The sequence below is a fragment of the Pseudarthrobacter raffinosi genome (assembly GCF_023913835.1).
GTDB classification, from domain to species: Bacteria; Actinomycetota; Actinomycetes; order Actinomycetales; family Micrococcaceae; genus Arthrobacter; species Arthrobacter raffinosi.
Window position 1 is genome coordinate 137,207 of sequence record NZ_JAMXBG010000006.1, and the last position, 22,082, is coordinate 159,288.

The following is a 22,082-nucleotide window of genomic DNA, read 5'->3' on the forward strand; positions in this document are numbered from 1 at the left end:
AATGGCAGCAACCTAGGAGGGTCCATGCGTTTGCGAACAGTACGGCCATTGCTGGCGGTCCTCGCCATTGCCGGGCTCGCCGCTTGTACGGGCACGCCTGACGGGACCGGGACTTCATCCGCCAGCCCCACAGCCAGCCCCACAACCAGCTCCTCCGCCAGCCCGGGCGCCTCCGGCTCCCCCGCTCCGGACACCGAGACCACCGTCCCTGCGCCGTCCCCTTCAGCACCCCCGGCCCCGACGGCAGGCCCCGGCGCCGGCAACGCCGAGCTTGCCATCATGGTCAGGCCCTCTCCCACCGAAGCGGCAGTGAACTACACGCTGGTCTGCCGCGGCGGCCTCCCCACGGCTGAGAGCAAGCACCCCAGGCCGGAGGCTGCGTGCGCTGCCCTCAAGAACAACGCTGCGCTCCTCAGCCCGGCCCCCAAGAGCAAAGACGTGGCCTGCACCGAACAATACGGCGGCCCGCAGACCGCCACGGTCACCGGGATTGTGGACGATACTCCCGTGGATGCCACGTTCGCGCGCACCAACGGCTGCGAAATCGGTGCCTGGAACGCAGCCCAGGACGTCCTGGGTGCCAGCGGTGGAGCAACGTAGCCTGCTGACGGCCGAGGCCTGGCGTGCCCGCGAAGAAGCGCACGCCCAACGCGTCCGCCGTTACTCGGATCCCTACCTTGCCCGCCGCTCGGCAGGTAGGAAGCACCCGGTGGAGGACTTTCTTTTCACTTACTACACCCAGAAGCCTGGCCAGCTGCTGCGCTGGCACCCGGGAGCCGGCGTCGTACTGACCGCGGAAGCGGCGTCCGCCCGCATGGGCTGGAAGCACTACAAAACGCTCGACGACGGCGAACTCGCCTCCCTTGGGCTGCCGCCAGGAACCCCTGCCGTGACCTTTGACCGCGCCCGGTTCCTGGCCGACCGGCAGGAGGCGGTGGCCTTCGCGGACATCATTCTTCGCGGCACCGCTGCCCGGCCCGCGCAGTTCGGCTGCTTCGGGCTGCACGAATGGGCCATGGTCTACCGACAGGACAAATTCGACCTGCGCCATGAATACCTGCAACTGAGGCTGGGTTCGGCCGGCACGGACAAAGTGGTGGAGGACAACAGGATCCGGTGCTCACACTTCGACGCCTTCCGCTTTTACACGCCCGACGCGATTGCGCTGAACGAACTGGCGCCCAGCCGCGAAAACCAGCGGCACATGGAACAGCCGGGCTGCCTGCACGCCAACATGGACCTCTACAAGTGGGCGTACAAACTGCTGCCCGCGCTTCCCAGCGAACTGGTCATGGATTGCTTCGAACTGTCCTGGCGGATCCGGGCCATGGACATGCAGGCCTCCCCCTACGACCTCGCGGAGTGGGGTTACCCGCCCATTCGGATCGAAACCGCGGAAGGCAAAGCGGCCTACGTTGAGCATCAGCGCGCCTTCGCCGGCGAGGCTACTGGGCTCCGAGGTCGCCTGGCGCAGGCCTTGGCACCGCTTCGAACTGCGGGGACCGTATGAAGGACCTCGAGCTGACCATCAGGGTCACGGAAGACCCCGACTCCCCCGAGTACGAGTTCCGGCTGATAGTCCGCGATGGCCGCCCTGCTGACGGTTGTACCGTGCCCGATTCCGCAGCAGCGTTGTCAGCGATGGAACGCTTCGGTGAGGACATCTTCTTTCCCAAACCGGCCCCCCCGAAACTCTGCACGCAGCAATACGGCGGGCCGCAGGTGGCCGTTGTGACCGGCTCCATCAACGGCCGTCCCGTCAGTGTGACTTTCCGGCGAACCGATGGCTGTGAAATCTCCCGCTGGCGCGCCATGGCTCCCCTGTTCGGCGGGACAACTGGTTCCCGCGGCGAAATCTGACCATCGGCGGCAGCCTCCGCAAAACGGGAACGCCGCCGGAACCAAGCGGTCCGGCGGCGTTCCCATGCTGTTGCTGAAGGGCTAGAGATCCATATTGCGGTTTCCGGAGAACTCCGGGACCTCCTGCTTCTTCTTTTCCTTTTTGACCTTGTCCTTCTTGTCGTTGGCAGGGTCATCGGCAGTTTCATCAGCAGGGACCACCAAAGCACTGCCTGGTGTGACAACCACAGATACGAAGGTGGGCGCGCTCGAACCCGCGAACGTCACTCGGCCGATATACGAGCCTTCAGCGAGGTCCTTCCACTGGAGCTTCAGAATGCCCGACTGGCCGTTCCCGAGCCGCAGCGGATTGGGGGTCACAGTGGCATTTCCCACGTTGGCTCCCAGCACCGCAGCGTCCACGGACGCCTTCGTGGGCTGCCCATTGGGGCTTGCGTAGAGGTTCACAAAAATCGTGTACACGCCCGGAGCCGGGTTCGGAACCGAAATTGATTCACTGGCAGAGGCCGTCTGGGCCAGCAGGGCCTGGCCCGCCGGGTTGAAGACCACCATGTCGAAGTCGGCGGCCTCGTCCGAGGAAAAGACGGAGAACTTTGCCAACGGCGATCCTGCCGGAACGGTGACCTCCTTGGCGAAGTTGGACGCGTCCGTTTCCAGGGCCAGCGGCCCTGGCACCAGTTCGATGGCCGAGGAGTCAGCCTTGGACAGTCCGTCCAAAGTAATCTTCACAGGCGCGTTGGTGCCCGAAACCACCGGAATGTCGCCCTGCCCCTGGCCTCCTTCCGAGGTAAACGCCAGGTTTGCCGGTGCCACCACTGACTGCGGGCGGACGGCCACCGGCGATGCCACGTTCTTGCCGGCACCCTGCCAGATGAGGTTGCCCATGGCAAACTGCCCCAGGGCAGCGCTGGTGTTCTCGAACTTGACATTGAAGGTGCGCTTCTCGCCGGCAGCATTGAAGCTAAGGATCGACGGCGTGACCGTCACCTTGACGCCAGGAACGCTGGCCTTGGCCCGGTAAACGCCTGGGGTCAGCGCGGTGACAGTCCGCGTGACCTCTGTCTTGCCGGTGAGTGCCCCCAGCGCGAACGAGGCAACATTCATATCCCGCGGTGCGGTTGTTCCGAGACCCCGGATGCCCATGTCCAGGCCCGTTCCCTGAATGAACTTCAGGTAGTCGTCCTCGGAATTGTCGTAGACGAGGCCGGGATCCAGGACCCGCGCAATGTCCACGTGGCCAGCGCCGGTTGCGAACACGTCACCGTTCCGGCTGCCGTCTGCGTTCTTGATATCAGCTGCCGTGGTCATCATGGCTGACTTGACGGTGGCCGGAGACCATGTGGGGTTCTTGGCCAGGATCAAGGCGCCAAATCCGGCCACGTGCGGCGCGGCCATGGACGTCCCGGACATCATGCCGAACTGGTCGCCGCCGGAACCGATGGGCGAAACGCCTGCCAGCACTGCCACACCCGGCGCCGCCACGTCAGGCTTGAGCAGGTCTGAGCCGGCGGCAAGCAGCGGGCCCCGGGAGGAGAACCCGGCGATCTGAGGCTGAGGCGCGGCCGGAAGGCCGGTGGTGTCCGTGTTTACCAGGGAGACCTTGATGCCGGGGTTGGCGATGATCTTGTCCTTGATCTGCTGCGTGGCTGGCGGGTTCACGTGCACTGTCGGGACTGCGTGGCGGTCAAGGTCCTCGGAGGAGGTGGTTACGTTGACCAGAATCATGCCGATGCCGCCGGCGCGCTGCACCTCGGCGCTCTTGGCTACGCGGTCCACCACCCCGCGGTCGCAGACAACAATCTTCCCTGTCACCTTGGCGGGATCCAGCGCATTGGGTGCGCACAGTTCCGGGTTTGCTGCGCCGGCGGCTGCGGCACTTGCCGCCAGCACAACGTTGCTCGCAGGAACGGGAGCGGACATAAGACTGGCGCCGCGGTACTTGCTGCCGTCCTCAAATTCGACGGTTCCCTGCAACTCCGTGGAGAAGGAGCTCGCGGCCACTGTGGTCAGCCACGGAGCGCCGTGGTTTACGGTGCTTGCCGTGGGTCCCGAGTTTCCGGCGGATGCGGCAACAAAGATTCCCGCGGACGCCGCGGAAAGGAAAGCCAGGGAAACCGGGTCCGTGGTGGTTGAGGTGCTGCCGGAGATGGAGTAGTTGAGCACATCCACGCCGTCCAGGATGGCTTGATTGATCGCGGCCACGGAGGCGGAGCTGTAGCACCCTCCTGTGGCTGGGTTGTCGTCCTCCCAGCAGACCTTGTAGACGGAGATCTTAGCCGCCGGCGCAACGCCGCTGGTGATGCCCATATCGGTTGCACCAAGGTTGGCCCGGACGTTCGCGTTGCCCGCGGCAGTGCTGGCGGTGTGCGTCCCGTGGCTTCCCACATCCACAGGCGAAATCAGTTCTTCGGGCGCGCGGTTCTCCGGCGCCACGTACGCCATGAAGTCGTCAGCGAAGTAGCGGGCACTCAGTACTTTGGAGTTGCAGGCGCTGCCGTCAAACGCAGCCCCGGTCCCCTGCCCCTTCTGGCACTCACCAACGAAGGTGTCGCCGTCGGACTTGAGCATGGCGATATTGCCGTCTGCGGTGCGGTACGGGGCGCCCATCTGGGCCTGGCCGGCGAGGGGTTGCACGTCGTCCCCGGCGAAGAACGGGTTGGAGGGTGTGTAGCCGGAGTCAATAACGCCCACTACGACGCCTTTGCCGGCATTCTCCTGCCCGCCGAAGGCAGTCTTCCAGATGCCATTTTCACCGCTGAGCCCAAGGAAGTCTGTAGTGGAGTAATCCGGCGCGTTCTCCGTGTCCGGTGCCACCATGAGGACGGCCGGGTCCTTGGCGAGCTTAGCGGCCTGGTCGGCGGTCAAATCGGCCGAGAACCCGTTGATGGCAGCCGTGTACTGGCGCTTGATCCGGACGCTTTCGGACCCGGCCACAGCGTTCTGCCTGCCCTCAAGGTGCGCCCGGTACTGCTGGACTTCCGGCCGGTCGGCGTCAAGCTTGCTGCCCTTCTGGGGCTTCGTCGCTGCGAGTCCGGGAGTCCCGCCGTCGTAGGTGGCCGCCGGCTTCTCGGCCAGGACCACAATGTAGCGGCCGGCGGGGTAGTCGCCGGGGTTGATCTTCTTTGAGGCAACTGCCGTGTTTGCTTCAGCGGGCGCCGCGGTAGCGGGGCTCATCGCCATCGAAGAAAGGAGCAGCGGCAAGCCCACGGCCAATGCCGCTGCTTTCCGGAGTCCCCCGCCCCGAATGGGGCTTTTTCCAGTTGATTTCACGAGCGACTACACCTTTCACGAGGAACGGCCGGCCACGTTGCCGGTCTGGAGCAGCTGGGAACGGCACACGACATTACAGATTTTGTAATGCTGTGACCAGCCGTTACAAACAGTACAGACTGAGAGCTGAATATGACATAGGACACATCAGGTGTATACGTCAATCATGCAGCTACAAGGCGGGGCCGGGAAGGCACAAAAGAAAGACCCCGACGCGGGCCGGACTTTGGAAATGTCCAGCTCCGCGCGGAGGTCTTCTTTGGTGCTAGGAAATCACCTGGCTCAACCCTTGGGCGTTACCTGCAGGCGGTCGAAGGAGACCTGCTTGCCGTCCTTGTCCAGCACCACCACGCCGTCGCGGCCGCTCTGCACACCTGAGGGCAGGATGAACTACACCGTGTTGTCGGTGGTGGGGAAAATCCAGCCGATCCGGTAGCTCTTCTTGTTCAGGTACACGTAGTACCACTGGCCGTAGTCGAGACCCTCCAGGGTCACCTTCTGGCCGTTGCGGTACTTGTCCTGCGTGCCGAGGTCGAACGGAGCCGCCTGTTCCTCGAGGTCCTGGACGGCGAGGACAGGGACCGTCTCGGGCTGCGACGGCTGGAGAGCCAGCACCGGCACGTGCAGCGGGCACAAAAACGGGCGCCCCCGCTCAGGGACGCCCGGTTGAGGCTTGGGCAAAGACTTGAGGCGTGGATAAGGAGTGGGCGCCTACTGCCTGGGCGTCCGAACCACGTCACTGATCCACTGGCGGGTCTTTTCGTCCACGGGGCCGGCCACGCGCGTTTCCCGGGCAGCCCGGTCCGCCTTGATCTTCTGCATAACCATCCGGCCCAACCCGGCAAAAACGGCCACGGCCATCATCGGCAACAGCAGAGATTTCGATTTTTCAGCCATGCGGTAATCCTAGTGACGCTTGCTCCACGAGGCCATAGCCGCCGTCGTCCTCCACCTCCCGAAAGCCCGCCCCGCCGCGATGACTGTGGCCGATCCCACCGAATACAGGGTGCGGCGCTCGGCCCGGTAGAATGGCCTAGCAAGCTCGCGGAGCGCCCGTCCACACTGTTCGAAAAAGAACGTCCCCAGCATCCCGGAACGGCGTAAGACGGCGTGACTCCGCTGCGCCCTTACCCAATGCTCACGCACAGGAGTTGCCGGATGCCCCGGATCGTTGTTGACGTCATGCCCAAGCCCGAGATTCTGGACCCGCAGGGGAAGGCCATCGTGGGTGCACTCCCCCGTCTGGGCTTCACCAGCTTTAGCTCTGTCCGCCAGGGCAAGCGCTTTGAACTGACGGTTGAGGGCGAGGTGACCGACGCAATCCTGGCCCAGGCCCGCGAAGCCGCCGAGACCCTGCTGTCCAACCCCGTTATCGAAGACGTCGTCAACGTCGAGGTCGTCGAGGCCTGAGATGACTGAACTTCCCTTGATCGGCGAGGCAATCGCCGTCGCCGCCGAGCCCCGGCTCGCCGGTGCCCGGATCGGCGTTGTAACGTTCCCAGGCACCCTTGACGACCGCGACGCCGCCCGTGCAGTCCGGCTCGCCGGCGGCACTGCAGTGCCGCTCTGGCACGCGGACACCACCCTGGGTGACGTGGACGCCGTCGTGATCCCCGGCGGTTTCTCCTACGGCGACTACCTCCGCGCCGGTGCCATTGCCCGCTTCGCGCCGCTGATGTCCAAAATCATCGACGCCGCCAACTCCGATGCCAAGCTGCCCGTGCTGGGCATCTGCAACGGCTTCCAGATCCTGACCGAGTCGCACCTGCTGCCCGGCTCCATGATCAAGAACGACCACCTGAAGTTCATGTGCCGCGACCAGGTCCTGCGAGTGGAAAACAGCAACACCGCCTGGACCCTCGACTACACGGCCGGCCAGGAAATCACGGTTCCGCTGAAGAACCAGGACGGCCAGTACATCGCGGACGACAAGGTCCTGGACGCGCTCGAGGCTGAAGGCCGCGTGGTGTTCCGCTACGTGGGCTTCAACCCCAACGGCTCGCGCCGCGACATCGCCGGCATCTCCAACGCCGCCGGCAACGTGGTGGGCCTGATGCCGCACCCCGAGCACGCGGTGGAAGTTGGCTTCGGCCCCGAATCCCTGGACGGGATCGGCGGGTCCGACACCGACGGCCTGGGTTTCTTCACCTCCGTACTGAACAAGATTGTGGGAGGCAACAAATGACCGAGATCAATTCGGTGGTCGAGCCTGTCGAGACCAAGAAGTTCAATATCGACACTGTCGAGAACGCTGCCAAAACGCCCGACACCGACCTGCCGTGGGCCGAACTGGGCCTGAAGCAGAACGAGTTCAATGAAGTAGTGAAGGTCCTGGGCCGCCGCCCCACCGGCGCCGAGCTGGCCATGTACTCCGTGATGTGGAGCGAGCACTGCTCCTACAAGTCGTCGAAGAACCACCTGCGCCAGTTCGGCGAAAAGGTGACCGACGAGATGAAGAAGGACATGCTGGTGGGCATCGGCGAAAACGCCGGCGTCACCAACTTGGGCGACGGCTGGGCCGTGACGTTCAAGATCGAGTCCCACAACTCGCCGTCGTTCGTGGAGCCCTACCAGGGTGCTGCCACCGGCATCGGTGGCATTGTCCGTGACATCATCTCCATGGGCGCCCGCCCGGTTGCCGTGATGGACCCGCTGCGTTTCGGCGCCATCGACCACCCGGACACCGCCCGCGTTATGCACGGTGCCGTTGCCGGCATCGGCGGCTACGGTAACTCGCTGGGCCTGCCGAACATCGGCGGCGAAATGGTCTTCGATTCTGTTTACCAGGGCAACCCGCTGGTTAACGCGCTGGCTGTCGGCGTGATGCGCCACGAGGACATCCGCCTCGCCAACGCGTCCGGCAAGGGCAACAAGGTGGTCCTGTTCGGTGCACGCACCGGCGGCGACGGCATCGGTGGCGCCTCGGTGCTGGCCTCCGAGTCCTTCGACGACACCAAGCCGTCCAAGCGCCCCGCCGTCCAGGTGGGCGACCCCTTCGCCGAGAAGGTCCTGATCGAGTGCTGCCTGGAGCTCTTCAAGGGTTCCCTCGTTGAGGGCATCCAGGACCTCGGCGCCGCTGGCATCTCCTGCGCAACGTCCGAGCTCGCCTCCAACGGCGACGGCGGCATGGAAGTTGAACTGACCTCCGTCCTGCTGCGCGACCCCACGCTGACCCCGGGCGAAATCCTGATGTCCGAGTCGCAGGAACGCATGATGGCCGTGGTCACCCCGGAGAACATCGCCGCGTTCGAAGCTGTGATGGACAAGTGGGCCGTGGAGTACTCCTGGCTCGGCGAGGTCACCGACACCGGCCGCCTGATCATCACCTGGGACGGCGTAGTCATCGTGGACGTCGACCCGCGCACCGTGGCCCACGACGGCCCCGTGTATGACCGCCCGTACGCCCGCCCCTCATGGCAGGACTCCGTCCAGGCCGATTCCTTCACCGGCTCCGTCCAGGACACCGGCCGCCCCTCCGCCCCCGCGGAACTGGCTGCCGCCGTCACCGAGCTCGTGGCCTCGCCGAACATGTGCAGCAAGGACTGGATCACCAACCAGTACGACCGGTACGTGGGCGGCAACACCGCCCTGGCGTTCCCGGACGACGCCGGCGTGGTCCGCGTCGACGAGGAAACCGGCCTGGGCGTTGCCCTGGCCACCGACGCCAACGGCCGCTACACCTACCTCGATCCGTACCACGGCGCACAGCTGGCGCTGGCCGAGGCCTACCGCAACGTGGCCACCTCCGGCGCCGTACCGATGGCCGTCAGCGACTGCCTGAACTTCGGCTCCCCCGAGGACCCGGACGTCATGTGGCAGCTCGCGGAGGCCATCCGCGGCCTGTCCGATGCCTGTATGGTGCTGGGCATCCCGGTCACCGGCGGCAACGTCTCGCTGTACAACCAGACCGGCACCACGCCCATCCACCCCTCCCCCGTGGTGGCAGTGCTGGGCAAGCTCGACGACGTTGCCCGCCGAACGCCGTCAGGCTGGCGTGAGGACGGCCAGGCCATCTACCTGCTGGGTACGACGGCGGCTGAACTGGACGGTTCCGAGTGGGCCAACATGCGTGGTCACCTCGGTGGACTGCCGCCCAAGGTTGACCTCGCCGCCGAACGCGAGCTGGGTGAAATCCTGATCAACGCGTCCCGCGACGGCATGGTGGACTCCGCGCACGACCTCTCCGAAGGCGGCCTCGCGGCAGCCCTGGTGGAATCCGCACTGCGCTACGGCGTGGGTGCCCGGATCGCCCTGCAGGACGTCCTGGACCGCGACGGCGTGGACCTGTTCACGGCGCTGTTCTCCGAGTCCCAGGGCCGCGCGGTTGTCGGCGTGCCCCGCTCGGAAGAGGTCCGGTTCAAGGACATGTGCACGGCCCGCGGCTTTGCCCACACCCGCATCGGCGTGGTGGACGCAGCCAGCGGCAACCTCGAGATCAACGGCGTGGACACCATGTCCCTGGCCGCCCTCCGCGAAGCCCACGAGGCGACCCTGCCGAAGTACTTCGGCTAGTACCCTCCATCGATTGCTCCGTAACTGCCCTTTTGAACCCTCATAACGGCGGTTCCGGAGCAATCGTTCGTTAAGGCCGGGGCCGCCACCCCGCCTGGACAAGGGCGGAACGAACCTTGGCGACCGCAGGCTTGGCGTCATTGAGCATGTGCCGCTTGGAAATCCTGACTTCAGTCCACCCCAGCGTGTGGTACTTTTCAGAACGCGTGATGTCCCGGACGATCTGCCCGTCCTCACCGTGCTGTTCACCTTCGTACTCGATCCCGATCCGGTACTTGCGGTAGGACAGGTCCGGCTCGTGATGGCGTATACCGTCGTCGCCGATGATCGGCACGTTCAACTCCGGTTCCGGCAGCCCCGCCCTCACAATGGCCAGCCTCAACAGAGTCTCCTGCGGCGAGTCAGATCCCACGCGGATGAGTTTGATGGCTTCCTTGGCCCTGCGTAGCCCGCGCTTTCTTGTGCCTGTCGATCATTCGCTGCAGATCAGCCAAACTGCACAGCGGCATGTCCCTGTCCTCAAACGCCGCCCTCGGCACGCGAACACAGCTGTCCCCCATGGCCACAAGCTCGTCCACCGTGAGCATTTCCGCCATGTCCAGCCAGGATCGCTCCGGAGTGGTCACGGGAATCCCGTCAACTGTGGCGACCTCATCGCTGTAAAGCTTCATGCGGTGCACAATGACGTGCGGCCTGTTCAGGTGTGCCGATCCCTCAGGCCTGATGACATGAAACATCTCTGGAGTCCCCTTCTGCTGACGTCGCGGCAGCAGAAGCATCTCCGCCGCGGTGAGGTGCGACGCGGCGCATCGCTCATTGACCTCGATGAAGGGCCGGACCCTGTCAGTCAAGGGGAGCTCCGCCGTCGGGCTTTCCGACCGGATCCCCTTGCCGAGCCGATGCAGTGTCCGGTGTCGCAGCCGCTTGTGCGACACTCCGGCGCGCACCGCCTCGACAACTGTGAACGGGCGGTCCTGTAGTTCCTCGGGCAGCGGGCGCTGGGTCTTCATGGATTCATCAGAGCAGAATACGGTGTGCGCTGCAGAAGTTATCCACAGCCTTCATCGATTGCTCCGTAGGCGCCGTTTTGGGCACTCAAAAGGGCGCCTACGATCGATGGGGTCAGTCGTCGCTGCGGAGCTCCCGCTGCCTTGAGCTGAGCAGTTCAAACTCGGGCCGGGCGGCCACAAAGCGTTCGACGGCGGTGAGCACCTCCACCAGGTGCGCCCGGTCTGCTGCCACCAGGCCGGCGCCCACCTGCGAGCGCCGGTACTGGTCGTGGTCCCCCACCTCCGCGACGGACACGTCGAAGCGGCGCTTGAGCTCGGCCAGCAGCGGCCTGATGACGGAGCGTTTCTCCTTCAGGCTCTGGACGTCGCCCAGGAGGATGTCGAATTCAATCCAGCCGATCCACATACAGTAATCGTATCGATCGGGGTCAGATGGTGAGTTCGCCCATCCGGTCCCAGCCGTCGCCGTCGAGCTGGCGGCTGATGATGTGCGGCGTCTCAGCCAGCGCCTGCGGCATGTCCGCCATGGCCTGCTTGAAGTGTGTGCTGCTGATGTGGTCCCCGGCGGCGTCGTCCTTGAAGGCTTCCACCAGGACAAACTCGTTGGGGTCATCCACACTGCGGGACCAGTCGAACCAGAGGTTGCCGGGCTCCGCGCGTGTGGCTTGGGTAAATGCGTCCACGAGGCCGAGCCAGCGCTCGGACCAGTCGGGTTTGACCTTGAATTTCACGACGATGAAGATCATGCGGTATTCCTTCAGTTGCAGGGGTATATGGGTTGTTCAACCTGCGGCCAGGGCAAGGTCACAGGCCTGGATGGCCTCACGTGCAGCCTGCTGCTGCGCCGGGGTTCCTGCCCGTTCCGCCCACTGTTCGGCCAGCTGGAACTCCACCAGCGCCTCGGTAAACCGGCCGGCGCCGTGGAAAGTCCAGCCGAGGTTGTTGTGCAGCGCCACCATCCAGCGCCGTGTGTGCGGATCGTGGGCGGTGGACGCGTATTCGAGGGCGCTCCGGGTCCACAGTTCAGCGTGGGCGGAGTCTGCCAGGGCCAGCACGTGCAGCGCGTCGACGGCGAGGAACTCCTCGCCGAGGTGGTCGCCGAGCTCGGCTGCCTGTTCGAACAGGGGCACGGCCATGGCGGCGTGGCCGCTGGAGTTCAGGACGCGTCCGCGTTCCAGCAGGATCCGCACGCCGACGGTGGGTTCTTCCTCGCCGTCCACGGAGTCCAGCAAGGCATCCGCCTCCTCGTAGCGGCCCTGCAGGCCAATGGCCCGGCCAAGCTGCGTGGCGAGTTCGGCCTTTTCGTACGTGTCGTAGGTCGGGTCAGTAAGGGCGTCCCGGAAGCGCTGTTCGGACAGCTCGGGATCCCCAAAATTCCATAGGCGGTCAAGGGTCGATTGGTCCAGCATGTACCTTCTCCTGATCAGCTTTCACCTGCGGCGAGTTGGCGTGCCCCTCCAACGTATCGCGAAGTGATGTGCCGTTGCGCCGCCCGGGCCAGCAGGCCTCCCGCCTGGTAGAACCAGTTCGCGTGCCTGCTGAAGGCGGTGATCTTCAGGAACACCAGCCCGTCAGCGCCGATCTCAACTTCGAAGGCTTCCTCGCCGCGTTCAGGATGGCCGGGCAGCGTGCCGTAGCCGAAGCCCGCTGACTGGGGGCCGTCTCCCGGCACCGGCCGCCGCACCCAGACCACCTCGCACGGGGCATTGATACGGAAAGGCCCGACACCGAACCCGCTCACCACGCGTGCGCCGGAGATCACGACGTCGGACTCGGTCCGGACGCGCAGTCCAGACCGACGCTGCAGTTCCCATATAAGGATTCCGTGCGCCACCCGTCGGTAGACCGCCGGTCCATCGCCCAGGTACTCCCGCGATACGAGGCAGGGGTAACCTTCCGGCGCCCGGCCGTGTTCGGTGAAGCCGATGCCCGGATAGTTGAGGCCGCCGGGAGCCAGGCGCTTCCCCGTCAACGGGGCCCGCCCGAAGACCCGGACAGCCGCGCCCACCCCAGCTGCTCCTGCTGCTTGCGGCTCAGGGAGACCACCACCAGGTCGTAGGAATCCTCCACCATGTCCCGGACCATGGCATCAGGCAGGTTTCCATCCAGCCGCACGCCGTTCCAGTGCGTCTTGTTCATGTGCCACGCGCCGGTGATTTCAGGGTGGGCGGCCCGCAGCTGCTCAGCCAGGGCGGGTTCACATTTCAGGCTCACGGACCAGTCGTCGGGGTTCATGGCGGACGCGGCAAACATCTTGGCTTCATGCCGCGCGCCACCTGCCACGGCAGCCCGGACCTTGAACACGGAGGTCTCCGGGCCGAAGGGAAAATCCTCGAAGGCACCGGGAAATGACAGGCATATTGCCTTGAGTTGGGCTGCGTCCATGGACCGAGCCTACAAAGCCCTTCCCGGCGGTGCTAGTCTGCGAAGATGTCACCCGATCAGGCCACCATTCCCGTTCTGGACATGAGCGCCGCACGCCAGCCGTACGGCTCCTTCAGCCCCGAATTCATTGACCAGCTGCGGGACGCCGCCCACAACGTGGGCTTCTTCCAAATCACCGGTTACGGCGCCGCCCCCGGCCAGGCCGACGAGCTGCTGGCCCTCATCAAACGCTTCTTCGAACTGCCCCTCGAGGAGCGGATGAAGCTGGACAACAGGATTTCCCCGCACTTCCGCGGCTACACCCGGATGGGCACCGAAGTCACGCAGGGACGGGCCGACGCCCGCGAGCAGATCGACTACTCCCCCGAGCGCGAGCCCGTCCACAACTATCCGGCCGACCAGCCGTACTGGCTTCTCCAAGGGCACAACATGTGGCCCGATGAGGCGTTGCCGGAGCTCAAGCCGGCGGCCATGGCCTGGGCCGACCTGATGTCCAGTGTGGGCATGGAGCTGCTGCGGGGCATCTCGGTTTCCCTGGGACTGCCGGAGGACCACTTCGACGAGCCCTTCGGCAACGAACCCGCGTGGATGGGCAAGCTGGTGCATTACGTCGGCGGTGTGGTGGAGGCGGCCGGGAACCAGGGCGTGGGCTCCCACGCTGACTACGGTTTTGTCACCCTCCTCCTCCAGGACGAGGTGGGCGGCCTCGAAGTGCTGCCGCCCGGGACAACTGAATGGGCGCCGGTTGAGCCTGTTCCCGGGGCACTCGTGGTGAACCTGGGCGAAATGCTGGAGGTGGCCACGGAAGGATTCCTTGCCGCCACGATCCACCGGGTCAAGGCGCCGCCACCGGGCGTGGACCGCTACTCAGTCCCGTTCTTCTGGTCGCCGCGGCTGGACGCTGTCATCGATCCGGTGCCGCTGCCTCCGGAGCTCAAAGCCCAGGCACGCGGCATCTCCGACGATCCGTCCAACCCGATGCTTGCGTCCTTTGGCCTGAACATGCTCAAGGGCCGCATGCGCGCCCATCCCGATGTGACCGAACGCCACTACCCGGAGCTGATGCAGCGCTGATCAGAGGTTGTACTTCCACGCCTGCTGCGCGGGGCAAACGTCCATCACCACGTCCAGGCCGGCGGCCTTGGCACGGTCCACTGCCGCTTCGTCGATAACACCCAGCTGCAGCCACACGGCTTTGGCGCCCACGGCAATTGCCTGGTCCACCACCGCACCGACCTTCTGTGAGTTCACAAAGCAGTCGACGACGTCGAGGGGTTGCTTTTCGGAGGGAATTTCACCCAGGGTACGGTACCCGGTTTCGCCGTGGACGGCATCGCCGGGAAGGTTGACGGGGATGATGTCCATCCCGAGCCGGTCGCGGATAAACAGCGAGGTGTCGTAGGCGGCACGCCACTCGTTGGTGGTCAGGCCCACGATGGCCCACCGCCCTTTGTTTCGCATCAGGCGCTCAATAACGGCAGGATCGTTGACGTGGACCATGATGCAAGCGTACATCGTCCCCTGAGCGGCCCCTGATCGAATATTTGAATGAATAGCTGGCGTCAATACTCGCGTGAGCGAATATTACGTCCCACAGACCATGATTTGGCGCAAGGCATGCGGTTCGGCTGTAGTGGTAGTGACCATCCCGAGCGGCCGAGAGACCTGGATCGATGAAGCCGCAGCATCCCTGACCAAACGCTGTACCCGTTGAGGCGACCATCCTCGGCACACAGCGAAGGGTGCTACCGCCAGGATCGATGGAGCACATCTATGACATCAGAAGTATCCTCTGCCACGCCTTTATCCACCCCGAGTCCCGTCAGCGCCGCAGCAGCGGCCGCCACACTGGGCTCTCCCCAATCCACTTCGAACGCGACGGCGGTCGAAGCAGGGCTGCGTGACGCGCCCGGCCCTTCCAGCAGCTCATCGGGATGGTCCTCGACCGAGCCCAACGACGTCGCAGTGCACGGCGCACCGTCGGGAGGGCCGGCGCGCCACAGCAGCACCATCACCACTCAGCACACGGCGGAGCACGAAGAAACACGCGGCGAAGCCCAGCCGGACAATGTGGCATTTTGGGAACAGCAGGCCCTCCGCCTGGACTGGGCGCAGCCCGAAGGAATCACAGGCAAGCCGTGGCACACGGCCCACCGCCGCGTCCCGGCCGACCCCGCAGCCGGCAAAGGCCCGGAGATCACCTGGTTTGAGGGCGGCAAGCTCAACGTCGCCTACAACTGCGTGGACCGCCACGTAGCCAATGGCCGCGGCGACAAGGTGGCCCTCCACTTCGAAGGGGAGCCCGGGGACCGCCGAGCCATCACGTACGCGGAACTGCAGCGCGAAGTCTCCAAGGCCGCCAACGCCCTGCTGGCCCTGGGCATCACCAAGGGTGACCGCGTGGTCATCTACCTGCCGGTGATCCCCGAGACCGTCATCATCACCCTCGCCGTGGCCCGCATCGGCGCCATCCACTCGCTCGTTTTCGGCGGCTTCTCCGCCGAAGCCCTGAAGTTCCGCGTCGAGGACACGGGCGCCAAGCTCCTGGTGACCACGGACGGCCAGTTCCGCCGCGGTGTCGCCGTGCCCGTCAAGGACAACGCGGATGCCGCCGTCGCCGGGGACAACGCCATCGAACACGTGCTGGTCATCAACCGCACCACGGCGCCGGAGGACCTGGCCGCCGTCCCCATGATTGAAGGCCGCGACGTGTGGTGGCATGACGCCGTCGGGAGCGCCGCGGAAGTCCACGAACCGGAGGCGTTCGACGCCGAAACGCCGCTGTTCATCATGTACACCTCCGGGACCACCGGCAAGCCCAAGGGCCTGGTCCACACCTCCGGCGGCTACCTGACCCAGGCGTCCTGGAGCTTCGAACACCTCTTCAGCAACCCGGACCCCGCACTCCGCGACCAGGATGTGCACTGGTGCACCGCGGACCTCGCCTGGGTAACGGCGCACACCTACGAGATCTACGGCCCGCTCTCCAACGGCGCCACCCAGGTGATCTTCGAGGGCACCCCCAACACCCCGCACCCGGGCCGCCACTTCGAAATCATCGAACGCTACGGCGTCACGCAGTACTACACCGCGCCCACCCTGGTCCGCTCCCTCATGGGCTGGTTCCCGGACGGCGTGCCGGACAGCTACGACCTCTCCTCCATCCGGATGCTCGGGACCGTGGGCGAAGCCGTGAATCCCGAGGCCTGGCGCTGGCTGCGCCAGAATGTCGGCGCCGGCACCGCACCCGTGGTGGACACGTGGTGGCAGTCCGAAACCGGCGCCACCATCCTCTCCCCCGCCCCCACGGATACCGAGTTCAAGCCCGGCTGCGCGGCCCGCCCGCTGCCGGGCGTCAGTACCAGGATCGTGGACGACGCCGGCAATACGGTGCCGCCAGGCGTCCAGGGTTTCATTGTGGTTGACACGCCCGGGCCCGCCATTGCGCGCACCGTCTGGGGCAACCCCCGCCGCTACTACGACTCCTACTGGAGCCAGTATGTGGAGCAGGGCTGGTTCCTCGCCGGCGACGGCGCGAAGTACGACGCCGACGGCGACATCTGGATCCTGGGCCGCGTGGACGACACGCTGAACGTCTCCGGCCACCTGCTGTCCACCATCGAGATCGAGTCGGCGCTGGTGTCCCACCCGGACGTGGTGGAGGCCGGCGTCTGTCCGGTGGCCGATCCCAAGACCGGGCACGCGATTGTCGCCTTCGTCGTACTAAAGCGCGGGGTTTCGACAAGCTCAACCACCGAGGAGCTCCGCAACCACGTTGCGAAGGCGACCGGCCCGATCGCGAAGCCGCGCGACGTCGTCGTCGTTCCTGACGTACCGAAGACGCGCAGCGGCAAGATCATGCGCCGGCTGCTCACCCAACTATTCGAGGGGACCGCCCTGGGCGACACCACCTCCCTCCAAAACGAACCGGCGATCGCCGGAATCCAGGACGTCCTGCGCGAGCGGGCCCTAGTAAAGGAAAACTCATGACAGACATCAGCAACGTTGCCCGCCTTTCAGAGCCGCTCAAGTTTGCGTACTGGGTGCCGAACGTTTCCGGCGGCCTGGTGGTCTCCACCATCGAACAGCGCACCGGCTGGGACTTTGACTACAACAAGAAGCTCGCGCAGATCGCCGAGAACTCCGGTTTCGAATACGCCCTGACGCAGACCCGATACGCCGCCTCCTACGGAGCCGACAAGCAGCACGAGGCCACGTCCTTCTCCCTGGCCCTGCTCGCCGCCACAGAGCGCCTCAAGGTCATCGCCGCCGTCCACCCGGGCATGTGGCACCCCGGTGTGCTGGCCAAATACATCATCACCGCGGACCACATCTCCAACGGCCGCGCCGCCGTCAACATCGTCTCCGGCTGGCTCAAGAACGAATTCACCAACTTCGGCCTCGACTGGCTGGAGCACGACGAACGCTACGTCCGCACCGAGGAATTCATCAAGGTGCTGCGCGGACTGTGGACCGAGCAGGAGTACAGCCAGGCCGGCAAGTACTACAACATCACGGACTTCACCCTGAATCCGGCCCCCGTCGACGTTCCCGGCCGCGCCCACCCCGAGGTCTTCTTCGGCGGCAACTCGACGGCGGCCCAGGCCACCGCGGGCCGCGTGGCTGACTGGTACTTCTCCAACGGCAAGGACCTGGAAGGCTTCAAGGAGAACATCGCCGGCGTGGTGGCCGCTTCAGGTGAGACGAAGCGCGGCACCGACGGCGCCCTGGCCGCTCCCCGGTTCGGCCTCAACGGCTTTGTGATCGCCCGTGATTCCGAGAAGGAAGCCCGCGATACGCTGCGCGAAATCGTTGAGAAGGCACACAAGCCGGCAGTCCAGGGCTTCCGCGACGCCGTGCAGGAAGCCGGCGCGTCCACCAAGGACGGCAAGGGCATGTGGGCCGACTCCAGCTTCGAGGACCTGGTCCAGTTCAACGACGGCTTCAAGACCCAGCTGATCGGCACCCCGGAGCAGATCGCCGAACGGATCGTGGCTTACAAGAAGATCGGCGTGAACCTCTTCCTCACCGGCTACCTGCACTTCCAGGAGGAAGTCGCCGCCTTCGGCCAGGACATCCTGCCGATCGTCCGCGAACTCGAAGCCGACCTGGCCCGCAAACACGGCACCGAGCTCGATCTCTCCAACACACCTGTAGCCGAGTCGGTGGCTGTCTGATGGCTGACCGCAAGTTCGGTTTCCGCACCCGCGCGCTGCACGCCGGCGGCACTCCCGACGCCGAGCACGGCGCCCGTGCGGTGCCCATCTACCAGACCACGTCCTTCGTGTTCAAGGACACCCAGGACGCCGCCAACCTCTTCGCCCTGCAGAAGTACGGCAATATCTACTCCCGCATCGGCAACCCCACCGTGGCAGCGTTCGAAGAGCGCATCGCCTCGCTTGAGGGCGGCATCGGAGCGGTGGCAACGTCGTCGGGCATGGCCGCGGAGTTCATCACCTTCGCCGCGCTGACGCAGTCAGGCGACCACATCGTGGCGGCATCCCAGCTGTACGGCGGCACCGTCACCCAGCTGGACGTGACCCTCCGCCGCTTCGGCGTGGACACCACCTTCGTTCCCGGCACCGACCCCGCGGACTATGCCGCGGCGGTCCAGGAGAACACGAAGGCGATCTTCGTCGAGGTGGTGGCCAACCCGTCGTCGGAAGTCCAGGACCTGGCGGCCCTCGCGAAGGTAGCGCACGACGCCGGCGTCCCCCTCGTGGTCGACGCCACCTTGAGCACGCCGTACCTGGTGCGCCCGATCGAACACGGTGCCGACATCGTGATCCACTCCGCCACGAAGTTCCTCGGCGGGCACGGCACCACGCTGGGCGGCGTGATCGTGGAGAGCGGCCGGTTTGATTGGGGCAACGGCAAGTTCCCCACCATGACCGAGCCGGTGGCGTCCTACGGAAATGTCTCCTGGTGGGGCAACTTCGGCGAATACGGCTTCCTCACCAAGCTGCGCTGCGAACAGCTCCGCGACATCGGCCCGGCACTTTCCCCGCTCTCGGCGTTCCAGCTGCTGCAGGGCGTGGAAACCCTGCCGCAGCGCCTGGATGAGCACCTCAAGAACGCCCAGGCAGTGGCCGAATGGCTCGAGGCCGATCCCCGCGTGGCCTACGTCAACTTCTCCGGGCTTCCCTCGCACCCGCATTTTGAGCGCGCGAAGAAGTACCTGCCCCTGGGCCCCGGCTCTGTCTTCTCCTTCGGCGTGAAGGGCGGCCGCACGGCCGGGCAGAAGTTCATCGAATCCCTACAGCTGGCCTCACACCTGGCCAATGTAGGCGATTCCCGCACCCTGGTGATCCACCCGGGTTCCACCACGCACCAGCAGCTGAGCCCGGTCCAACTGGAATCGGCGGGCGTTCCCGAGGACCTGGTCCGCATTTCCGTGGGCCTGGAGGACATCGACGACATCCTGTGGGACCTGGACCAGGCACTGGACGCGGCCTCGGTTTCGACGGGCTCAACCACCGAGGCGAGCTCAACCGCCGAAGCGGATTCCTGCACGGTTGGAGCGAACGTATGAGAACCGGCGAACGTACCTGGACCGGACCTTCCGCTCCGGAGCGCCTGAACCTGCTGCGCGCAGCCACCTCGATTGCGATCGTGGGCGCCTCGGACAAGCCGTCCCGGGCGAGCTATTTTGTGGCAACCTACCTGCAATCGTCCACGCGGTACAAGGTGTACTTCGTGAACCCCGTGGTCAAGGAGATCCTTGGTGAACCGACGTACGCCTCACTGGCCGATCTTCCCGAAAGCCCGGACATCGTGGATGTGTTCCGCAAGCACGGTGACCTCCCGGGCGTCCTGGACGAAGCCGTCGCGGCGGGCGCCAAAACCCTCTGGCTGCAGCTCGGCTCCTGGCATGAGGACGTGGCCACGGACGCGGAAGCCGCCGGGCTCAACGTGGTGATGGACCGCTGCGTGAAGATCGAGCATGCCCGGTTCCACGGCGGGCTGCACCTGGCCGGCTTCGACACCGGCGTGATCTCCTCCAAGCGGCAGCTGCTTTCCTGACGGAGATGCTCTTCCTGGCGGACAGGCGTTCCCTGAAGCAAACCTGATTAACGGCTGAACTTCTTCAGCCAGATTGAACCGGGTCCGGCCTTGCCGGCCCCGGTTTTTTCTGTCAGTGCCGGGGGTACCATGGCCGACGTCGGGGACTCTGCCGCTGTTCCGGCTTCGGCCAGGGTACCGGCAACCAGCTTTCCGGCCTTGTCGAGTTCGGCAGCGGCGTCACGGGTGACGCTCGCAGCGTTCCCCGGCACGCCGCCGTCGTCCGTCCTTGACTTGCCGGACGGCGTACCGTTTCCGCGGCCGGCCGGCTCCGCGCCCCGGTTCTGGCCTGCGTTTTCCGGACCGTTCGCCGGCGGGGCAGTTTCCCGTTCAACATTTTCCGGCTGTGCCGGCGCTGCGTCGTCGCGGGTTGCCGGCTCCGCGGGCAACTGCGCCTCTGTCCGATTTGCGGCGGTCCCGCTGGCGGCGGGAGTCCCTGCGATGGACCAGCCGGGAGCCCAGTCCTGCAACAACTTCTGGATGGAACTGCTGGCCTGCGCGTCCGGAGATGTGCCGGTGGCGGCCACCCCGGTGACGCCCAGCCCCATCCCCGCGATGACGGCAAGGCTCACAACAGTGGTCCGGTGCTTCCGGAGGAGCCGGTGCCGGGCGAGCTGGTGGGTCTGGCCAGACAAGAGTGCGGCCAGTTCGGGGCCGGGTTCGGGGACCGGCAGGGAGGCGAGGGAGCCCAGCGCGAGCAGGGTTTTTCGAAGCCCGGCGGAATCGGTTCCACCGGCGTCAAGGAGCATTTCGTCCACAGTACCGATCAGGGAGCTGGCATTGGAGGTCATGGCGCCACGTACTCCTTCACTGCGGACTGCTCGCGCAGCCGGATCAATGCACGGCGCTGGAGCTGTTTGACGGCGCCGGCACTCTTGCCCATCACAGCGGCCACCTGGTCCACCGTGAGGCCCGCGACGAGGCGTAACGACAGCACTTCCCGCTGTTCATCCGGCAATTCTTTGAGGAGATCGGCCACTTCCTGCGGCGAGATCCGGTGCAGCACTTCAGTCTCGGCCGAGGACTCCTCGCGTCCGTCGAGGTCGGGTTCGAACGGGAGTTTACTGGGGGTGCGCTGCTGTCTCCGGTGATCGTCCACCATCCTGGCGTGCGCCACGGAGAAGACAAACGTGCGCAGCCCGGCCACGCCGCCGGTAACCTTCTGCAGCCGTGGCAGGACGGCGATGAAGACTTCCTGCATAACCGCCTCCGGATCTTCTACCCCGCGGGCTGTGAGGTAGCCCAGGACCTGTGGCGCGTACGTTCGGTACACGATACTGAAGAGCTCCGGATCGCGGGCGCGCGCACGCAGAACGTCGTCTGTCAGTGCATCGGTCACGGACACAGGGCCTTCGGTGGAGGGGACTGGGCTTGCTCAGCTTGGGGCCCGCACGTCGCACGCGGAATGCCCTCGCCAGCCAACCTTACCTTCCAGTAACAAAAGAGCCGGCCTGGAACATGATGGGGGACAAGTTCCAGGCCGGCGCTTCATAGGGGTAATCGCTCTTCGCACCGCAGGGGTTACGCCGTCGGACAAAAAACCTTCCGGGAGCGTAACGTCGGGCAGGGCTGGCTACGTCCAGCGCGTTCGGGCCCAGCCCAGCTCAGGCCCAGCGCGCCTCAAATCCAGCGCGGGGCGGCCACCCCCAGGCGCGGTGCCTTGGCCATAACAAAAGTGTGCGCCCTGGTGGCGGGGACGCGTTGGTCCCCGCAGTTCGGCTGGAGTTGGGCGGGGACCACCACGGACGTGGGGGCGGGGGCGGTCCGCGAAACTTTGGCGGCGGGGCAGAGATCGGTGACCAGCCCTGTCCCGGCGCATTCGCGGACGGCGGCGATACCGGCAACCACTGCGGCTTTGTCCTCAAAAGCCCCGGACACAGCCATCACCGTGCCATCCGGCGCCGTGAGGCGGAACCTGAAATGTGAATCCGAATCCAAGAAAACTTCAAACTTCCCGGCCATGATAAATCCTTCCGGTCTGGG

General features: G+C 65.5%; 25 protein-coding genes. 11 read left to right on the forward strand and 14 right to left on the reverse strand.

Features of this window, described 5'->3' with window-relative positions; all coding sequences use genetic code 11:
- The first annotated feature begins 24 nt into the window (after positions 1–24).
- Genes NG697_RS08045 through NG697_RS08055 form a run of 3 tightly spaced genes read left to right on the forward strand, consistent with a single transcriptional unit; the run spans position 25 to position 1,860 of the window.
- Positions 25–600: an SSI family serine proteinase inhibitor gene (locus tag NG697_RS08045; protein ID WP_252610119.1), complete on the forward strand. Its 576-nt coding sequence runs from the start codon at positions 25–27 to the stop codon at positions 598–600.
- Positions 578–1,510 (forward strand): 3-methyladenine DNA glycosylase, encoded by a 933-nt coding sequence (locus NG697_RS08050; RefSeq protein WP_252602215.1) that lies wholly within the window; start codon positions 578–580, stop codon positions 1,508–1,510. The genes NG697_RS08045 and NG697_RS08050 overlap by 23 nt, the downstream gene beginning before the upstream one ends.
- Positions 1,507–1,860 carry a serine protease inhibitor gene (locus NG697_RS08055; protein ID WP_252602213.1) on the forward strand — a complete coding sequence of 118 codons (354 nt, stop codon included), beginning with the start codon at positions 1,507–1,509 and terminating at the stop codon, positions 1,858–1,860. The genes NG697_RS08050 and NG697_RS08055 overlap by 4 nt, the downstream gene beginning before the upstream one ends.
- An 81-nt stretch (positions 1,861–1,941) precedes the next feature.
- Here NG697_RS08055 and NG697_RS08060 read toward each other — a convergent pair whose 3' ends face one another.
- The 3 genes from NG697_RS08060 to NG697_RS08070 all read right to left on the reverse strand — a co-directional run bounded on the left by NG697_RS08060 (position 1,942) and on the right by NG697_RS08070 (position 6,027).
- Positions 1,942–5,106, reverse strand: a complete 3,165-nt coding sequence (locus NG697_RS08060; RefSeq protein ID WP_445260448.1) for a S8 family peptidase — start codon at positions 5,104–5,106, stop codon at positions 1,942–1,944.
- Between the two features lie 414 nt (positions 5,107–5,520).
- Positions 5,521–5,745 carry a hypothetical protein gene (locus tag NG697_RS08065; RefSeq protein WP_308293082.1) on the reverse strand — a complete coding sequence of 75 codons (225 nt, stop codon included), beginning with the start codon at positions 5,743–5,745 and terminating at the stop codon, positions 5,521–5,523.
- Between the two features lie 96 nt (positions 5,746–5,841).
- Positions 5,842–6,027: a hypothetical protein gene (locus NG697_RS08070; RefSeq protein WP_252566883.1), complete on the reverse strand. Its 186-nt coding sequence runs from the start codon at positions 6,025–6,027 to the stop codon at positions 5,842–5,844.
- 261 nt (positions 6,028–6,288) lie between these two features.
- On the opposite strand from NG697_RS08070, the gene purS reads away from it, so the two are divergent.
- From purS to purL, 3 genes are read left to right on the forward strand one after another with little or no spacing between them, the layout of a single operon-like run.
- Positions 6,289–6,540, forward strand: a complete 252-nt coding sequence (gene purS / locus NG697_RS08075) for a phosphoribosylformylglycinamidine synthase subunit PurS (protein WP_056348600.1) — start codon at positions 6,289–6,291, stop codon at positions 6,538–6,540.
- A 1-nt stretch (position 6,541) separates the two neighbouring features.
- Positions 6,542–7,315 (forward strand): phosphoribosylformylglycinamidine synthase subunit PurQ, encoded by a 774-nt coding sequence (gene purQ / locus NG697_RS08080; RefSeq protein ID WP_252610117.1) that lies wholly within the window; start codon positions 6,542–6,544, stop codon positions 7,313–7,315.
- Entirely contained in the window at positions 7,312–9,642 is a 2,331-nt protein-coding gene (purL, locus tag NG697_RS08085) for a phosphoribosylformylglycinamidine synthase subunit PurL (RefSeq protein WP_252613969.1), read from the forward strand. Before purQ ends, purL begins: the two co-directional genes overlap by 4 nt.
- Positions 9,643–9,712: 70 nt before the next feature.
- Here the strand turns inward: purL and NG697_RS08090 are convergent, their stop codons facing one another.
- From NG697_RS08090 to NG697_RS08120, 7 genes are all read right to left on the reverse strand, one after another.
- The gene (locus NG697_RS08090) at positions 9,713–10,054 is read right to left on the reverse strand and encodes a putative endonuclease domain-containing protein (protein WP_252613971.1); all 342 of its coding nucleotides are present in this window, start codon (positions 10,052–10,054) and stop codon (positions 9,713–9,715) included.
- Entirely contained in the window at positions 10,044–10,652 is a 609-nt protein-coding gene (locus tag NG697_RS08095) for a type IV toxin-antitoxin system AbiEi family antitoxin (protein ID WP_252613972.1), read from the reverse strand. The genes NG697_RS08090 and NG697_RS08095 overlap by 11 nt, the downstream gene beginning before the upstream one ends.
- A gap of 112 nt (positions 10,653–10,764) precedes the next feature.
- Positions 10,765–11,058, reverse strand: coding sequence for a DUF503 domain-containing protein (locus tag NG697_RS08100; protein WP_248762970.1), 294 nt, complete (start codon positions 11,056–11,058; stop codon positions 10,765–10,767).
- Positions 11,059–11,080: 22 nt separating this feature from the next.
- A complete protein-coding gene (locus tag NG697_RS08105) occupies positions 11,081–11,398 on the reverse strand; it encodes a putative quinol monooxygenase (RefSeq protein ID WP_252602205.1) in 318 nt (105 codons plus the stop codon).
- Positions 11,399–11,434: 36 nt separating this feature from the next.
- Complete coding sequence (locus tag NG697_RS08110; RefSeq protein WP_252610107.1) at positions 11,435–12,061, reverse strand: hypothetical protein; 627 nt, start codon at positions 12,059–12,061, stop codon at positions 11,435–11,437.
- Positions 12,062–12,075: 14 nt separating this feature from the next.
- On the reverse strand, positions 12,076–12,660 hold the full coding sequence (locus NG697_RS08115) for a DUF1990 domain-containing protein (protein WP_252613974.1): 585 nt from the start codon (positions 12,658–12,660) through the stop codon (positions 12,076–12,078).
- Positions 12,621–13,037 (reverse strand): MmcQ/YjbR family DNA-binding protein, encoded by a 417-nt coding sequence (locus NG697_RS08120; protein WP_252602197.1) that lies wholly within the window; start codon positions 13,035–13,037, stop codon positions 12,621–12,623. The genes NG697_RS08115 and NG697_RS08120 overlap by 40 nt, the downstream gene beginning before the upstream one ends.
- Before the next feature lie 45 nt (positions 13,038–13,082).
- Here NG697_RS08120 and NG697_RS08125 point away from each other — a divergent pair, with 45 nt between their 5' ends.
- Entirely contained in the window at positions 13,083–14,111 is a 1,029-nt protein-coding gene (locus NG697_RS08125; protein ID WP_252613975.1) for an isopenicillin N synthase family dioxygenase, read from the forward strand.
- Here the strand turns inward: NG697_RS08125 and NG697_RS08130 are convergent, their stop codons facing one another.
- Positions 14,112–14,537 carry a CoA-binding protein gene (locus tag NG697_RS08130; RefSeq protein WP_252602191.1) on the reverse strand — a complete coding sequence of 142 codons (426 nt, stop codon included), beginning with the start codon at positions 14,535–14,537 and terminating at the stop codon, positions 14,112–14,114.
- A gap of 273 nt (positions 14,538–14,810) precedes the next feature.
- On the opposite strand from NG697_RS08130, the gene acs reads away from it, so the two are divergent.
- From acs to NG697_RS08150, 4 genes are read left to right on the forward strand one after another with little or no spacing between them, the layout of a single operon-like run.
- Positions 14,811–17,027: an acetate--CoA ligase gene (gene acs, locus NG697_RS08135; protein WP_252613976.1), complete on the forward strand. Its 2,217-nt coding sequence runs from the start codon at positions 14,811–14,813 to the stop codon at positions 17,025–17,027.
- On the forward strand, positions 17,024–18,214 hold the full coding sequence (gene sfnG, locus NG697_RS08140) for a dimethylsulfone monooxygenase SfnG (RefSeq protein ID WP_252613980.1): 1,191 nt from the start codon (positions 17,024–17,026) through the stop codon (positions 18,212–18,214). The genes acs and sfnG overlap by 4 nt, the downstream gene beginning before the upstream one ends.
- Complete coding sequence (locus NG697_RS08145; RefSeq protein WP_252602182.1) at positions 18,214–19,569, forward strand: O-acetylhomoserine aminocarboxypropyltransferase/cysteine synthase family protein; 1,356 nt, start codon at positions 18,214–18,216, stop codon at positions 19,567–19,569. The genes sfnG and NG697_RS08145 overlap by 1 nt, the downstream gene beginning before the upstream one ends.
- Positions 19,566–20,060, forward strand: coding sequence for a CoA-binding protein (locus tag NG697_RS08150; RefSeq protein ID WP_252602180.1), 495 nt, complete (start codon positions 19,566–19,568; stop codon positions 20,058–20,060). Before NG697_RS08145 ends, NG697_RS08150 begins: the two co-directional genes overlap by 4 nt.
- A gap of 47 nt (positions 20,061–20,107) precedes the next feature.
- On the opposite strand, the gene NG697_RS08155 is transcribed toward NG697_RS08150, so the two are convergent.
- From NG697_RS08155 to NG697_RS08165, 3 genes are all read right to left on the reverse strand, one after another.
- Positions 20,108–20,890 carry a hypothetical protein gene (locus tag NG697_RS08155; protein WP_252613982.1) on the reverse strand — a complete coding sequence of 261 codons (783 nt, stop codon included), beginning with the start codon at positions 20,888–20,890 and terminating at the stop codon, positions 20,108–20,110.
- Positions 20,887–21,438: an RNA polymerase sigma factor gene (locus NG697_RS08160; RefSeq protein WP_252602176.1), complete on the reverse strand. Its 552-nt coding sequence runs from the start codon at positions 21,436–21,438 to the stop codon at positions 20,887–20,889. Before NG697_RS08160 ends, NG697_RS08155 begins: the two co-directional genes overlap by 4 nt.
- 281 nt (positions 21,439–21,719) lie before the next feature.
- Entirely contained in the window at positions 21,720–22,061 is a 342-nt protein-coding gene (locus tag NG697_RS08165) for a YegP family protein (protein WP_252610083.1), read from the reverse strand.
- Between the last annotated feature and the right edge of the window lie 21 nt (positions 22,062–22,082).

Bases quoted from the DNA above. Each gene is read 5' to 3' on its own strand.
- sfnG (WP_252613980.1), top strand. From the start codon at position 17,024: ATGACAGACATCAGCAACGTTGCCCGCCTTTCAGAGCCGCTCAAGTTT.
- NG697_RS08165 (WP_252610083.1), bottom strand. From the start codon at position 22,061: ATGGCCGGGAAGTTTGAAGTTTTCTTGGATTCGGATTCACATTTCAGG.
- NG697_RS08100 (WP_248762970.1), bottom strand. From the start codon at position 11,058: ATGTGGATCGGCTGGATTGAATTCGACATCCTCCTGGGCGACGTCCAG.
- NG697_RS08105 (WP_252602205.1), bottom strand. From the start codon at position 11,398: ATGATCTTCATCGTCGTGAAATTCAAGGTCAAACCCGACTGGTCCGAG.
- NG697_RS08155 (WP_252613982.1), bottom strand. From the start codon at position 20,890: ATGACCTCCAATGCCAGCTCCCTGATCGGTACTGTGGACGAAATGCTC.
- NG697_RS08045 (WP_252610119.1), top strand. From the start codon at position 25: ATGCGTTTGCGAACAGTACGGCCATTGCTGGCGGTCCTCGCCATTGCC.
- NG697_RS08070 (WP_252566883.1), bottom strand. From the start codon at position 6,027: ATGGCTGAAAAATCGAAATCTCTGCTGTTGCCGATGATGGCCGTGGCC.
- purL (WP_252613969.1), top strand. From the start codon at position 7,312: ATGACCGAGATCAATTCGGTGGTCGAGCCTGTCGAGACCAAGAAGTTC.
- NG697_RS08125 (WP_252613975.1), top strand. From the start codon at position 13,083: ATGTCACCCGATCAGGCCACCATTCCCGTTCTGGACATGAGCGCCGCA.
- NG697_RS08110 (WP_252610107.1), bottom strand. From the start codon at position 12,061: ATGCTGGACCAATCGACCCTTGACCGCCTATGGAATTTTGGGGATCCC.
- NG697_RS08150 (WP_252602180.1), top strand. From the start codon at position 19,566: ATGAGAACCGGCGAACGTACCTGGACCGGACCTTCCGCTCCGGAGCGC.
- NG697_RS08130 (WP_252602191.1), bottom strand. From the start codon at position 14,537: ATGGTCCACGTCAACGATCCTGCCGTTATTGAGCGCCTGATGCGAAAC.
- purS (WP_056348600.1), top strand. From the start codon at position 6,289: ATGCCCCGGATCGTTGTTGACGTCATGCCCAAGCCCGAGATTCTGGAC.
- NG697_RS08055 (WP_252602213.1), top strand. From the start codon at position 1,507: ATGAAGGACCTCGAGCTGACCATCAGGGTCACGGAAGACCCCGACTCC.
- NG697_RS08095 (WP_252613972.1), bottom strand. From the start codon at position 10,652: ATGAAGACCCAGCGCCCGCTGCCCGAGGAACTACAGGACCGCCCGTTC.
- acs (WP_252613976.1), top strand. From the start codon at position 14,811: ATGACATCAGAAGTATCCTCTGCCACGCCTTTATCCACCCCGAGTCCC.
- purQ (WP_252610117.1), top strand. From the start codon at position 6,542: ATGACTGAACTTCCCTTGATCGGCGAGGCAATCGCCGTCGCCGCCGAG.
- NG697_RS08145 (WP_252602182.1), top strand. From the start codon at position 18,214: ATGGCTGACCGCAAGTTCGGTTTCCGCACCCGCGCGCTGCACGCCGGC.
- NG697_RS08120 (WP_252602197.1), bottom strand. From the start codon at position 13,037: ATGGACGCAGCCCAACTCAAGGCAATATGCCTGTCATTTCCCGGTGCC.